Genomic DNA, 14277 nt, shown 5'->3' on the forward strand with positions numbered 1-14277 from the left:
CGCGATTTCCCGTCAGCCTCCAACCATGCTTGCCGCAATATTCACGCAGAGACCTAACACCGTGACATTGAAATAGAACGCTAGGATGGATTGCGCCAGCGCGGTTCGCCGCGCGCTGCGCCCGCGCAAGCCGATATCGGCGGTCTGAGATGCGAGGGCGATCGTGAAAGAAAAATAAAGCAGATCGAGATAATCCGGCTCCAATCCCTGATCGGGGAAGTCCAGCGCAGGCGCCTGCGGATCGGACGCGTAAAAGATTCGAGCGTAATGCTGTGCGAAGATCGTCGGAATCAGAAACCACGCACCGAACAGCGTAAGGCCGGTGAGCGCGGCTCGCATGAGCTTGGATTCAAGGGCGAGCCCTTTCGTCGAGCCTAATTCGAGAACGATCGCCATGATGCTTGCTACCGTGGCGATGGAAATCACGGTCAGGACCGTCACGGCATTCTCGTCGTTGATCGTGGCGCGCGCGCGAACGTCCTCGGGATTCGCCTTCAGCATCTGATACCAGATCGCCGCGAGGAATGCCCATACGCCGGTGTCCCAGCCAATGAGGGCGCGAGTAACCGCGCCCAAAGACGCCGGCGATGACAATGCCATCACCAATCCAAGGCAGAACGCCGCGGTCATATGCGGGCGATTTCGGAGGACCTGCGGATAGAGGCTCATGGGTCTATTAAGCTCAGGGCAGATGATTCCCGGTGGTTCGAATGACCCGCGGCCGCCTCCCGCGCTCGCGGATAATCTGACATCCGCTCTGAAGAGGCGGCCTCATCGGCATGCCGGATATCTCTCCATCCGTTTCAAAAGCCCCCGGACACCTCAACCGCCTTGTGAAGCAAGCTTGATAAGCAGCTTGAGCGGATAAACCGCGATCATGGTGGCTGCCACGCCGAATACCCAAAGTGCGATAAACCAGCATATTTGCATGACCAGCGTTTTGCGTTTGCTTCGGGAGTCTGCTTTCATGGTCTCGACCTCGCAAGATTGCCCTTCCCGCCACGCCGCTGACCGCTCTCGCCGTCATCACACGATTCGTACCGACAGCCTGCACGGCGAGCGCGGTAACCTCGGTCGAAGGCGGTCATGTCAACCGTAGAACGTGGTTCCGTCCCGACGCCGATCGACTTCCGAGCGCGCCCAAGCCGACGCGCGCTCGCGGGTGGCTACCCACGAATGGGGCGCCTGCCCATACTGTTGCATCAAGACGCGGCGCGCCCATTCGATCCCGTCGCGCGTGGCCTCCTCGGGAGTCAGCCATTCGGGCTGAGTCGTCCGGGGCCATACGTCGACGAGAGGCTGGCCGTCCTTGCTGAACTCGATCTCGGCAACCCACGCACCTCTATGATTCTGACGGACTTCGACCGCGATGTTGAAGCCCATAAACGCATCAAGTCCAGAACGCATAGTCCCCTCCGTTCGAAACTCACCCACTAATGTAGCCGTTTGGCCGTCGTCGTGCGTCCGCGTGCTCCGATAATTATGATCGGTCGGAATTTGTATAAATTTTCTGCATTGGCGTCAACCGCCTCGCACCTTAAAACTAAGCATCCCAAATCGTCTGGGAAGGCCCTTCGTCCTTTCGAGCATATACACGCTTCGCTAAAAAATCGCCCCTTTGCCGTGGCGTGGCCTATGCTGAGTGAACCGTCCTTTTCAAGCCATCCGGAGGTGCACCATGCAACAGCAACAGTCGGAGTTCGACTTCTACATCAACCTCACCAAACCGTCGCTCGGGCTATACGTTCGCAAGGGAGCGGGCCTGCCGGATTTCGCGGCGGCCGAAGCGAAACAGTGGCAATTCTCCGGGCACGTCTGGCAAAGCGAACTCTCGCCCGAGATTCTCAAGGAACTGGATGCGAACGGCCATGCGTTTCAGGAACTGGGCGGCTGACATCGCCGCCCGGTTCCCTGCGAACGCCCGCTCACCCGCTCAGGATTCGCTCTTGGCGGACTCCTTTGCGCCTTCCACCGGCTTCGCCGTGCTCTTCTTGCTTCCCGACCTGGCCTTCTTCTCCTTTGGCTTCGCTTCCGCTTCGACCTTGGTAAACGCGACCTTGTCGGTGTCCTTGTCGTAGCTCACGTCGACCGTGTCGCCGGACTTGAGCTTGTCGCCGAGGATTTCCTTCGCGAGCCGCGTTTCCAGTTCCTGACGAATCTGGCGCTTCAATTCGCGCGCGCCGAACTCCGGCCGGTATCCCAAATCGGCTAGATGATCGATGACCGAGTCCTGCACCTTGAGCGTGATGTCTTGCGCGCCGGCCGTGCGCGTCACGCGCTCGATCTGGATCTGCACGATCGAGCGGATGTTCTCGCGCGAAAGCCCATGGAACACGATGATCTCGTCGATGCGATTCAGGAACTCGGGGCGGAAGTGTCCTTTCAGAACGTCCATGAGCTTCGCGCGCATTTCCTTCTCGGTGTCGCGATCCTTCTCGCTCTTCTCGAGGTTGTCCATGATGATGGACGCGCCGAGATTGCTCGTCGAGATGATGATCGTATTGCTGAAGTCGACCACGCGGCCTTTGCCGTCGGTCAGGCGGCCATCGTCGAACACTTGCAGCAGCACGTTGTTCACGTCGGGATGCGCCTTCTCGATCTCGTCGAGCAGGATCACGCAGTACGGACGGCGGCGCACGCGCTCGGTCAGCTGTCCGCCCTCGTCATAGCCGACATATCCCGGCGGCGCGCCGATCAGTCGCGCCACCGCGTGCCGCTCCATGTATTCCGACATATCGATGCGGATCACCGCCTGCTCGTCGCCGAACACGGTCTCCGCGAGCGCCTTCGCAAGCTCGGTCTTGCCGACGCCCGTCGGTCCGAGGAACAGGAAGGTCGCGATCGGCCGGTTCGCCTGGCCCATACCCGCGCGCGACAGGCGCACCGCATCGCTCACGGCGACCACCGCCTCGTCCTGACCGACGACGCGCTCGCGCAGCTTGTTTTCCATCTCCAGCAGCTTCTGGCGCTCTTCCTGCGTGAGTTCGGTGACCGGAATGCCGGTGAGGCGCGACACCACTTCCGCGACCGACGCCACCGTCACTTCGAGCGTCTCCGATCCGGTCTTGCGCTGCCATGCTTCGGTCAGCTCGTCGAGCTTCGCCTGCTTTTCCTTGATACGTTCCTCGAAGCCCTTTGCTTCGTCGAAGCGCTTGCGCGACGATGCATAGTCCTGCTCGCGCTTCAGCTGCGCCATCTCCGCTTCCAGTTCCTGAATCTCCGGTGGCCGCGAAGTCGAGCCGATGCGCACCCGCGCCGCGGCCTGATCGATGAGATCGATGGCCTTGTCCGGCAGATAGCGCGACGTGATATAGCGATCCGACAACTCGGCAGCGGCGACGAACGCATCGTCCGCGAAGGTCACCTGATGGTGCGCTTCGAGCTTGTCGCGCAGCCCGCGCAGGATCACGATGGTCTGCTCGACGGTCGGCTCAGGCACGAGCACGGGCTGGAAGCGCCGCTCGAGCGCCGCGTCCTTCTCGATGTACTTCTGATATTCGTTGAGCGTCGTTGCGCCGATGAGACTCAGTTCGCCGCGTGCGAGCGCAGGCTTCAGGACGTTGGCGATATCGAGGCCGCCCTCACCGCCGCCCTGGCCCGCTCCGACGATCGTATGAAGTTCGTCGATGAAGACGATCAGCTCGTCCTGCTTGGCCGTGACTTCGTCGATGAGTTGCTTCGCGCGCTCCTCGAACTCGCCGCGATATTTCGCGCCCGCGACCATCGAATTGATGTTGATCTCGATGAGCCGCTTGTTGCGCAAATCTTCCGGCACGTCGTCATTGACGATCCGCTGCGCCAGCCCTTCGACGATCGCCGTCTTTCCGACGCCCGGCTCGCCGATCAGCACCGGATTGTTCTTCTTGCGCCGTGCGAGCACCTCGATCGTATTTTCGATTTCCAGCGCGCGTCCGAGCACCGGATCGAGCTTGCCCTCACGCGCCATCGCGGTGAGATCGCGGCCGAACTTGTCGAGCGTGGGCGTGCCGCTCGGCGTATCGACGCGTCCATCTTCCGCGCCCTTGCCGACGACTTTCACCACCTTCTGACGCAACGCTTCCGGCGTCACGCCATACTTCTTGAGCAGCGCGCCCGCGATGGAGTCGGGCACCGACGCCAGCCCGATCAACACATGCTCCGGACCGACATACGAATGCCCCAGTTCGCGCGATGCCTGGAACGCGTATTGAAACGCTTTCTTGAGGCGCGGCGAGATGGTCATTTTCTCGACGGGCGCATCGGGCTCGGCCTTGCCCTTTTGCGCGTGCTCGTCGATGTAGCGCCTGATGTCGTCAGGGGCGAGCTTCAGTTCCTTGAATAGCGCCTGCACGACGTCCGTGTCGGCGAGCACGTAGAGCACCTGTTCGGTGTCGAGTTCGGTCTTCTGCAACTCGTGCGCCTTTTCGGCTGCGCGCTGCAGCAGTTCCATCGTCTGTTCGCTGAAGGCATCGGTGACGTCGACGGACTCGCGCGGCACGGAGGCAACCATGTCCTCCTCGTCTTCATCGTCGGCGCCGGACATGCCGCCCATCAGACGCGACAATCCTCCACCGCCCAGCAGTGAATCGAGGGGATTCAGCATGCTTTGATGCCGCATCAACTGACGGTAGTCGTACTCGCAAATTGACATCGACTTGCGCTGGCCGTTCTGCACGACGGTCACTTGCGCGACAGCCGGACGGGCATGACAAATTTCGCAAAGGGCAGCCATGATCAATCGTCTCCATGTTCGGGGCGGTTCGCCATCGGGCCCACCGATATGCGACTGTCGGTGCGGCTCGACCCGAACCACCGCGTGGTAACCAGGTCACTCCCCAAGGTCTTTTATGGCGTCGTGTTTTCCGGTGCGGCCAGGCGTCATTCCCCTGCCGCGATGGATACCGAAGCCTCGCTCGTCAACATCAGGAACGTCAGCGTCTCGCACAGATACAACTGCACGGTCGTATCGGTATGACTCGTATAGCCAATGGACAGGTCCTGTCCGATATGCAATTCGTAATCGCCTCCGCGCGTGGACAGCACACAACCGCCCTGCAACGCGGGCGCCCACACCACCTCTCCACTCACGATACGCTTGATGTGCTGGATCACGGGATAGCCCTGATCGCTCGCCTCGGCAAGCGCCGTATAGGCATCCGCGCCCAGCAGCACCGAGTACGGACCGTCGACGCCCGCGAGCCGCAGTTTTTCCAGCGCCTGGCTGACCGCCGCGGGATAGTCGGCCACGTCGGCCGGCAAAAGCGTGGGTGCGTTCGAGCTGCCCTGACGTATCCCGACGATGCCCGCGGCCGCGAAGCCATCGAAAATCGCGCTGTCCTCGGCGAGCGCCAGATCGCTTGCGGCGATCTTGGCGGGCTGCCAGTCGCCGTCATTCGAACCGCGCTCCACGCTGTCCACCGCCTCGCGCTGCAACGTGAACGGCACGCTTAGCCGCACGAGTTGCCGGACGTCGTAGAGCCTGGCCGACACGCCCTTCCTGGGTGCGGCGACGTTCGTCTGGTGCCCCGTGCCGATGGCCGCGAGCGCGACTCCGCCCGGGCTCTTCACGTCGATCACCCGCCGCCCCGCAACGGAGCGCTTGAAGGTGCGCGCCACTTCGGCTTCGATCTGGTCCCATGCGTCGTCGGAAATCGGTGCAAGCTCGCGATGCAGGTTATTCATGTTGTAGCGTTCCTTTGAGTGAGCCGATATTCAGTGTTCCACTGCGGCTCGCTTCGAGCCGAGGCGCGCCGGCGGGCGAGGCTGTCGCCGCCGCCGCGGGCGTTCTGTCGGGAAGCGCGTCGAGCAGATCGGCGGACGGCACGAAGAAGAGCCCGCCCGTCACCGCGCGACTGTAGTCGAGCAGACGGTCGTAATTGCCCGGCGGCCGGCCGACGAACATGTTCTCCATCATCTGCTCGATCGGTCCGGGCGCGCGCGCATAACCGATGAAATAGGTGCCAAACTCCTTGGCGCCGGGACGGCCGAAGGCCATGTTGTGCCGCAGGATCTTCACCTCCTGACCATTCTCGTCGATGGTCGTGAGCGAACTGTGCGAGCACGAGGGTTTCACGTCCGCGTCCAGTTCGACATCGGATAGCTTCTTGCGCCCGATGATCTTTTCCTGTTGCTCGACCGTCAGACCATTCCATGCCTCCAGGTTATGAAAGTACTTCTGCGCGATCACATAGCTGCCGCCCGCGAATTCCTCATTCTCCTCAGCGATGATCGTGAAATTCGCGGCGCTTCTTCCCGATGGATTCTCCGTGCCGTCGACGAAGCCCACCATGTCGCGTAGGTCGAAATAGCGAAACCCATGTACCTCGTCGACGACCGTGACGGCCTCGCCCAATTTGTCGAGCAACTGTGACGCGAGCTCGAAGCACAGGTCCATGTGATCCGCGCGGATATGGAGCAGGACGTCTCCCGGCGTAGCAATGGCGCGGCGCTGGCCCGATCCAACCTCGATGAATGGATGCAGCGACGCGGGACGGGGCGCACCGAAGAGAAAGTCCCACGCTTCAGAGCCGAAACCGCAAACGCAGGAAAGATTGGCGATAGGCGCGCGCGTGCCGACCGCACGGACGAGCGCGGCGATGTCACCGCACCATTCGCGCACGGCAGCAGCGTGGTCTTCGCCGCGCGCCACCGTCAGTGTGAGAAAGATCGCGCTTCGGGAAATCGGATCGCAGACGGCCTGTGGTTCTGGTGTGTTGTCGTTGGGCATCTGAAATTTATTCAATTACGTCAGAGAGCTCGCTCGACCGGGAAATCACGCCGGCAGTCACGCGAGAGCAGATCGCGAATGATCGGAAGGCCTGCTGATTTGCGTCACCGAACCAAGAACATCGGAACGTCGCAACGTCGTGTTCATCGCGACAAACGATACGGCCGATACCGCCAACCCCGCCCACCTGCTTCCGGCAGATCCTATTGCGTTCACAATAACCGCGCCTCGCCTAATGCAGAGTTAGCGTGTACCACAACCGTTAGGACACGACGACAAACTTTCGTTCAACGATGATTAGTATCGGACAGCCTGTACGTACGACACGCCGCTAGATTTGACGGCCTGACAGTCAGCCGCGTCTTATCCGCAACGCGTGGAGCAGAAACCCGGCGCAGTATTAGGTCGCGCGTCGCTTAAGCATTGCCGTAGGATCCTTAATGGCGAACCTAACGCGGAGATGCGCCGGTCTGATGCCATCGCCCGCTTCCGAGGTGGAGCCCCGGTCAACGATCGGAGCGCTGCGGGTACGCGATTCGAATGGCCATCGAAAGCTCATCCAATGCGCATATCGAAGCCGTCTTCAATACGATGCAGGTGTCAGCCCTGTTGCAGATGCTCCTGTATCTCTTTGATACTCAACCCCGAATAGTCCTTGCTGACCTTTTCGAAGACGAGCTCACGGGACTGTGCGCTCAGACTGGACAAGATCATGCCAAGGAACTTAGATTCCGCGATCAATCTCAGGCGCCCAAAGCGTTGATGGAGACGTGCCTGTTCGAGGTACTCAGCCATCTGAACCGCAAATTTCTCCCTTTCTTCTTCCTTCCGCTCGTTTCGGGAAAGTTCGACCGCATGCTTTTCGGTTAGCGTCGTGGCGCTATGCGCGATATTGACGAAATCGTCGATTTCTTCCAAGCCAAGTGTGAGCCCTTGAGCCTGGAACACCCGCGCCCGACCTTCATCCGCCACCACAGTCCACGTCATGTCGTTCATCATGTTCCTCCGGTGCAACGCGATCAAAACAAAAGCGCTCTCAAACGCCGGCATGCTGATTTCAGAGGCAATCTTCCCGCGCGTAGTAGCCGAATGCCAAGCGACGGCGATTGATACCCGGGTTACATTTGCGCGCTAAAACGTGTATGTCCCCGTTGTCTGCAAGCTTAAGCTACCGGTGGCGTCGCCATCTATCCGTACGAGCCGATACTTATTATCGAATCACTAAAGCCGACCCGATCACGTCGGAATGCCGCAACGGTTTCGCGTATCGGCGGCAGTCTGCTTTGCAAGCCTGCATATCAATGCCTGCAGACCTGCTCGAGCGTAACGGGTCGGTCTAGATGCGCGACATCAACAGCGGCGAGGACTGGACATTCGCAGGGACTCCGTCGAACAGTCCATCAAACTGCAGAGTAGCGTGAAGATATCCGCGACGGAGGAACTGCGCGCCGCCGTCTTCTCAGACTTCGGGCTTGCCGTCGGGTCCGATGGCCGTTTTCTCCCGAACTAAAATCGGGGGCGGTCATCGCGGTCATGAATGACTGGAAGGGTGCCGGGTAAGGCTCTCTCCGCACTGTGTCCGACGGGGCGTATGGCGAGCAGAAAAACGCGTCAGTTCGCTGCTTTCGTTGAGGAATGTCTATCGGCCGAATTTGCGCCCACACTCCTTTCGGGGTGACAAATCCAAGGTGGTCTGAAGGGCGGCAATAACGACCGCCGCGCACATTTTTGCGTAGCGAATCGCTTGAGATTCGAACCTGGATGGCTGGTTAAGTCGCGCGGTCACTTGCGACTGAACTACGAGCGCGACCGCTCCTGGCCGGGTTGAGGCAGTACTCCGACAATTTGCTCGCTGGAAACCGGCCATAGAGGGAGCGATCAACTATTTGGGCACCTCCAACTGGTTTCAGGCAGCATCGCTGCCCAGTCACCAGCGCGGCGAACAGCCTCTCGCTGCATGCGACGCCGCCACGAACGGATGTTGAGGCGACGTCCCACCTGGTTGCTAACGAAAAACCGCGCCAGCTCCTGAATTTTTAATTTTGCGGGTGTAAAAAACTTGACGGAACGGTCCGTTCTGAGTCGGATCTTCGCAGATTTCCGCATTCCCTTCCCCTTAGGCGCTACCCAGTCATCGCGGGCATTGGGGGCACAACGCAGCTAAGGTCAACACGCTGAGAGAGCGTGTGGAATGCATTAATTCAGCGTCATGGCGTCGCCGAGGGCTTCTTGAAGCTTCTTTCCACTTGTCTCCAAAACCTCGACTACCGCATCAGACATCTCGCGCAAAGGCGCCTGTCTGATGTCCTCGGCGGCCGCGAGCATCACGCTCGCGCCCTCCATTGAGACAATCGCGTAATTGACGAGTGCGCGCAGCCGTGCAATCTCTTGTTCTTGATTCATGGTCTATCCAAGCAATTGAGCAAACGGGTTGTCATCGTTCTTTTTGCCGCCACCCACAACCTTCGATCGATCGGCGGGTGACATGCCGAACTTTCCGAGCATGGCCTCGAGGCGGGCCAGCTTAGCGGCCGTGAAGTCTGCCCAGTTCACGCGCGAATCGGCTAGCAGCCGCGCGGCGAGCTCAACCGTAATGCGGTCGGAACCGGTAAGAACGTCACGCGGCGCACCGCTCACGATGTCGTTCCATGCGGCAAGCTCGGCGCCAGAAAAATATGCGGGAGGATCTCCGAGCGGACCGGACCCGTCGGGTTCTTCGCGCCGCCGGTTCGGATTTCGTTTGTACGAGCCGCGCATCTCCAAGACTTTGGCTGGCGTGCGGGGACGTGCCATGACTACCTCTCCCTCCAAATGCGCGCGATGTCGCGCTGTATTAACCTACTGACCTGACGCTCGCGCGAGCAAGTTTTTTCAATTCTTTCTGCCTAATTTTTGAGCAAATTCGTCGAAAACTAAAAGCACTTCTTATTCTAATCAAAGATTTACGAGTAACGAGTCAAACTAGAATTTTGTGGACGTAAAAATTCGACGGAACGGTCGGTCCCAAGCCAATCCGCTCCAAACATTTGCCCCCCCTCCCCCGCGGGCGTCCTTGGAATCCTTCGCGCGAGTGCTTGCAAATAAGCACGAAAGGCTTAATCCGCGGCTCGCCACAAGTCCAGCTAACTTCCGCAGTCGTTAGGTTTATTCGATGCCTGCCCCCAAGCACGGGCTCGTCATCGAACGACAACGCGTGCGGGCAGGCGTTGAATAAATCTAACCGGGAGTGCGGACGGTGGACTGTCCGCTCCCGGGCTACGAAATTCCACTGGCCGCATTCCGGCGTCGAATGCGAGCAGCCGACTGATCGAGCCCGACCCGGAACGGAATCTCCAGCTGTGAGATTCGAGCACCGAAAGCAGCCGTTCAACTGCCGGTGTGACGCGCGTTATGAAGAGACAACCTCGCATGAGGATGATTATGCGGTAACGCTGTTAATCCGCTGCTTGCGAGAAAGGCGCGCGGGATGACAACGTGAACGCCGCCTGCCCGGACCTACTGCGAATAGAAGCCCGACCCCACTAAGCCTGTATTCCGTCATTCTTGACTGCCTTCACGTACGTCCATTTATGCGATAGCTCAGTCTGTCCCGGTCTAAGGAACATGTAGTCGACCCAGCCCGATCCCGTTGTTTCAGCCGTCCGGATCATCGCGTCATGAAAGAGCTTGCCGTTGGTATCTTTTTGGCCGTGGACGTTGGTCCCTTCCCGTGCAGGGAAGGCTGGATTCAACAAGACATTTGCGTTCAGATCGTAAGCAAACAGATAGGTGTCGCCATGGAACCACTCACTGCCTTTGATCCTGAACTCGGAAAACGCTGCTCTGCCTTTGCTGTCTATCAACGCCGCAGCCTTCTCGACTAACGCTTTGGTTTGTGTCGCCGTGTCGGACGTCGGAGGAGACGACTGAGAAAATGCAGGTGACACGGGGTGGAAGAATCCGGCCAGTAAAAAGATGCCGGCGAAGAGCGCTTTGCCGTTCATTGTACGATCTCCAACGCATTGACTTCAGCGTTGCCCTGAAGAACAGAGTGTGGAAGAGAAGCACCTACTCGCATGGAAAAGACTAGCCGATGAAGCGTAGTTCGCTCAGAATAGTTTTGCCGCATGTATAGCCGAACCGATAATGGACGTTCGCGAATGTCCGTAACTGGCGCATTTCTTCATTCAGAGCCGTCGCGCCGCGGGTAGCAACTCACTCGCCAGCCACTTGCGCACGAAACCATCTAATCTAACACTCGGTGGTTGTAAACGCGGTTTTGACACAGAGTGTCGCGGGGAATACCCTCAGAAGGCAACTTGAGTGAAGGCGTGCGCCTCACGAAACTAAACAGTTCGCTGCCGTCAAACCGTTCCGTAAAGGGCCTGCTGCCTTAATACAAGATCGAATCTCTGCTCTACCATTGGCGGCGATAGATGTTCGTGCTTATGTAACCGTTTCGAGAATAAGGGCTGCTAGAGGCGATTATTTCGAAGGAGCGCTACATGTATAAACGCATCATTGTATTTTCACTGACACTGGGCATGCTGTGCCTATCCACATTCGCGTGGTCCGACCCAGATCCGTTGCTTGGGACATGGCGCCTGAGGTCGTTCGTGCGCCAAGTCGCCGCGACAGGCGAGCGATACAACCAGCTTGGCGATCATCCGGACGGTTATCTCACTTATTCACCGGATGGCAGGATGCTTGCTCTATTCGTTTCCAATGAACAGCCGCGGCCGCGGAATGACCCTTCCGACGAAGAGCGAATCAAGCTACACAAGTCGATGCTTGCATACGGCGGAACATATAGCGTGTCGCCCGGAAAGATCGTGCACCACATCGATATCGAATGGGACGGTAGGCGCGTCGGATCCGACCAGGTGCGTTTCTACACCATTGATGGCGACACTCTGTCTATCAAAACGGAACCAAACAAGAGTCCCGTCGATGAGCGCGAAGGAATCGGCATCTTGACTTTCGAGCGAGTAAAAGGATCGCGACCTCAGTGATGCCGCCTTTTCCCCGCGGTCAACATCGTTCCTTCTCTCCATGCAAGTCGGGTCGAGGCAAACCGAGCTAGCTTGGCCGAGCAAACTCTCCGAAGACCATGACCACACTGACCCCTGTGTAACACACGGGCAACATGCGACCCATTCCGCCGGTGGTGCCGTCAAACTTTCAACGGCAGGTAAATGAGTAATCCGGTCATCCAAACCGGCTTCTTGGAGAGAGCGCTTCGACCACAGGCGACGCTTGTGTTGCAGCGGCCGTACGACCGCTGCGGCCATCCTGCGACGGCGTAGACCGTGATTAAGCTCGAGGCATTTCTCGTTGCTTTTGAGGAAACCACTCAGTGAACTTAATCGCCGCGTAAAGCGCAACGACCGTGATGGCAACACCTATCATGTGCGGCACCGACGGCACATAGGTCATCAGCAGATCAGCCCCAACCATCACAGCAAACGCGAGCGCCCATGCGGAGGTGATCGCGTAATTCACGCGGACGAACCCAGGGGAGGTCCAGAGCTCAGGCGAAACTTTCTCACGTGCATACTGCATCGTGAACGGTTGACGCAGCGCAATTGACGCAAGCACGATCAGCAAAAGCCCCGCATCGACTCGTAGCCGCACCGCCGCGACCGACCAGGACGGCCCATACATAAGCGCGTAGAGCGTCAGCGCGCCGAAAAGCAGAAATGTACCGATCTCGAGTATCTTCACGTGGCGTGTGCTCGACAAAAGGTCACGCGCTAACATCGCGGCGGACACCAGCGCGCCCGCCGCCAGCCCCGCTGTTACACCGACCGTCCGCTCAATCACGACGAACGCAATAAAAGGCGCAAATGCCAGCAGCATGTCCATTGCAGACTCCTGTCGGATGAAAGTTAAAGCCTGATGCGTTACACACGGAGTACGGTGTCTGCATCAGTCCAATTCCAGGCCATCGATACATCGCGGGCGATTGAGATTGACGGCTGGTTGGGCGTACGTCCACGGGCTTGCAACGCTGTTGATCGATGGTCGCCTCAACGGCGTTGCACAGATAGCAGACGACATCGAGGATGCGGCAGCCCTGGGTCAGCTGCTATCGACCGAATGCGCTTGTCATTATCGGGCAGAGTAACCAGGACAACCATCAGTAAGAAGCCGATGCGACCGGATGGAGACTCAGTCCGGTGTGATTTGGCGAAGTTTCCCTTCGGTCAGGATATGATTCTCGGCCCTGTCCGTATGCATCGTGGAAATCAACGCGATGATCCGCTCGAAGTCGCGCAACCCCGACGCGCCCGTCTTTTGCAGAATGGCGCGAATCTGACTGCGTACCGTATCGAGTGAGACATGTCGTCCACGCGCGGCCTCCTCGGCGGTGACACCGCCGGCAAGCGCCACCGCAACTTCGGCTTCCGAGCGCGTCAGACCAAACAGGTCGATGAGCAGCCCGACGGGCGGCGTCGAAGGTGCGAGCAGACGGCGCACGAGCACGGTTGCTGCGCCGTGAAAGACGCTCGTACCGATGTTCGGCCGCCCTGGTGAAGACAAATGGCGCAACGCAGGGCATATCAACGCAGAGAGCGTGGTGGATGCGCCGGCCAGCGCGCCCGGGCGTGCGCGAATCTGCATGCCGCCGCCCGCGCCGCCTTGCGAAGACGCGCTGACGAGGCGGCAAAGCCGTGCGTCGTCCTCCGGATGTCGCGCCACGAGCCTGGAGACGCCCGCGCCGACTCCACGCGCATGACGGGCGACGAACAGTCCGGACTGCCGGTCGCCGAACAAGGCCGCCGCTTCCGCGTTGCAGTAAAGAAGGCGCCGTTCCTGATCGACGATGATGACTCCAAGCGGCAACACGTCGAGCGCGCAGGCACCGAAATTCGATGCCGTCGGCGTGAGCCGTGCGCGCATCTGAAGCGCGCGTTGCAGATGCGGAAGAAGCAGGGACAACGTGCGCTTGTCGTCATCGGCAAATGGCCGAGACGCGGCATCCCGATGCAGCCCAAGCGGGATGACCTTCGACGCACCGATCAGACCGCCGATCATGTAGCGCCGCGCGCTCTTACGGCCGAAGTCCGTGTAGAACTCGCTCTTCACATAGCTCGCGTCGGGAATGATCTCGTGGCCAAGCCGGATGTCTCCCTTCTGGCGCGCAGTCTCTTCCAGCCCGACCTTGGCCGCCGCCGCGCGATAGGGGTCGAGCGCCACGTATCGGGATGCGTATCCCTCGTCATAGGCATCGGCGCGCATCAACAAATTGCCGGTCGCGCCAAATTCGTCGGTCAGCCATAACGTGGCGCGCTGGGCTCCCATGAGCGTCATCAATCGGTCACCGAGGTCCTGCCAGCTCGCGCCTTCGCCGAGCGCGGCGGCATAGATCAGATCGACAACGTCTGTGAGCTCGAAGCGGTGCAAGGATGGATCCGCGTGAGAGAAAAATTCGGCGCGAAAATCCCCAGTTCTGGGGATGGCTGATTGCGATACATATTACACACTTCATTCGATCCTCACGTAGCCCAAGCCTTTGGCCATGCGCCTGTGCGTAAGCTTCGACGCGCGTCATCAGGGCGATCGTGCGGCGACACTCAACGCGGCCAGCG

14 protein-coding genes are annotated in these 14277 nt (G+C 59.4%); 2 read left to right on the top strand and 12 right to left on the bottom strand.

Annotation, left to right across the window (positions count from 1 at the left end; translation table 11 throughout):
- Positions 1-12: 12 nt before the first annotated feature.
- From AWB80_RS16770 to AWB80_RS16775, 3 genes are all read right to left on the bottom strand, one after another.
- Positions 13-669 carry a DUF1345 domain-containing protein gene (locus AWB80_RS16770; protein ID WP_061175782.1) on the bottom strand — a complete coding sequence of 219 codons (657 nt, stop codon included), beginning with the start codon at positions 667-669 and terminating at the stop codon, positions 13-15.
- Between the two features lie 153 nt (positions 670-822).
- A complete protein-coding gene (locus AWB80_RS44010; protein WP_160147450.1) occupies positions 823-969 on the bottom strand; it encodes a hypothetical protein in 147 nt (48 codons plus the stop codon).
- 120 nt (positions 970-1089) lie between these two features.
- On the bottom strand, positions 1090-1407 hold the full coding sequence (locus AWB80_RS16775) for a DUF6566 family protein (protein ID WP_087131339.1): 318 nt from the start codon (positions 1405-1407) through the stop codon (positions 1090-1092).
- A 271-nt stretch (positions 1408-1678) separates the two neighbouring features.
- On the opposite strand from AWB80_RS16775, the gene AWB80_RS16780 reads away from it, so the two are divergent.
- On the top strand, positions 1679-1894 hold the full coding sequence (locus AWB80_RS16780; RefSeq protein WP_061175783.1) for a hypothetical protein: 216 nt from the start codon (positions 1679-1681) through the stop codon (positions 1892-1894).
- A gap of 39 nt (positions 1895-1933) precedes the next feature.
- Here AWB80_RS16780 and AWB80_RS16785 read toward each other — a convergent pair whose 3' ends face one another.
- The 7 genes from AWB80_RS16785 to AWB80_RS16815 form a co-directional block, all read right to left on the bottom strand.
- Entirely contained in the window at positions 1934-4711 is a 2778-nt protein-coding gene (locus AWB80_RS16785; protein ID WP_061175784.1) for an ATP-dependent Clp protease ATP-binding subunit, read from the bottom strand.
- A gap of 146 nt (positions 4712-4857) precedes the next feature.
- Positions 4858-5661 carry a family 1 encapsulin nanocompartment shell protein gene (locus AWB80_RS16790; protein ID WP_061175785.1) on the bottom strand — a complete coding sequence of 268 codons (804 nt, stop codon included), beginning with the start codon at positions 5659-5661 and terminating at the stop codon, positions 4858-4860.
- Complete coding sequence (locus AWB80_RS16795; protein ID WP_061175786.1) at positions 5654-6706, bottom strand: Dyp-type peroxidase; 1053 nt, start codon at positions 6704-6706, stop codon at positions 5654-5656. Before AWB80_RS16795 ends, AWB80_RS16790 begins: the two co-directional genes overlap by 8 nt.
- A 600-nt stretch (positions 6707-7306) precedes the next feature.
- A complete protein-coding gene (locus tag AWB80_RS16800; protein ID WP_244206538.1) occupies positions 7307-7705 on the bottom strand; it encodes a host attachment protein in 399 nt (132 codons plus the stop codon).
- Between the two features lie 1197 nt (positions 7706-8902).
- Positions 8903-9109 (bottom strand): hypothetical protein, encoded by a 207-nt coding sequence (locus AWB80_RS16805; RefSeq protein ID WP_061175787.1) that lies wholly within the window; start codon positions 9107-9109, stop codon positions 8903-8905.
- 3 nt (positions 9110-9112) lie between these two features.
- Entirely contained in the window at positions 9113-9499 is a 387-nt protein-coding gene (locus AWB80_RS16810) for a hypothetical protein (protein WP_061175788.1), read from the bottom strand.
- Positions 9500-10227: 728 nt separating this feature from the next.
- Positions 10228-10689, bottom strand: coding sequence for a cache domain-containing protein (locus AWB80_RS16815; RefSeq protein WP_244206540.1), 462 nt, complete (start codon positions 10687-10689; stop codon positions 10228-10230).
- Positions 10690-11190: 501 nt separating this feature from the next.
- Between AWB80_RS16815 and AWB80_RS16820 the strand changes: the two genes are divergently transcribed.
- Positions 11191-11697 carry a lipocalin-like domain-containing protein gene (locus tag AWB80_RS16820; RefSeq protein ID WP_061175789.1) on the top strand — a complete coding sequence of 169 codons (507 nt, stop codon included), beginning with the start codon at positions 11191-11193 and terminating at the stop codon, positions 11695-11697.
- Positions 11698-11998: 301 nt separating this feature from the next.
- Here the strand turns inward: AWB80_RS16820 and AWB80_RS16825 are convergent, their stop codons facing one another.
- Complete coding sequence (locus AWB80_RS16825; RefSeq protein WP_061175790.1) at positions 11999-12550, bottom strand: hypothetical protein; 552 nt, start codon at positions 12548-12550, stop codon at positions 11999-12001.
- A 306-nt stretch (positions 12551-12856) separates the two neighbouring features.
- Positions 12857-14092 carry a helix-turn-helix transcriptional regulator gene (locus AWB80_RS16830; protein WP_061175791.1) on the bottom strand — a complete coding sequence of 412 codons (1236 nt, stop codon included), beginning with the start codon at positions 14090-14092 and terminating at the stop codon, positions 12857-12859.
- Positions 14093-14277 lie beyond the last annotated feature (185 nt).

The sequence above is a fragment of the Caballeronia pedi genome (assembly GCF_001544915.2).
GTDB classification, from domain to species: Bacteria; Pseudomonadota; Gammaproteobacteria; order Burkholderiales; family Burkholderiaceae; genus Caballeronia; species Caballeronia pedi.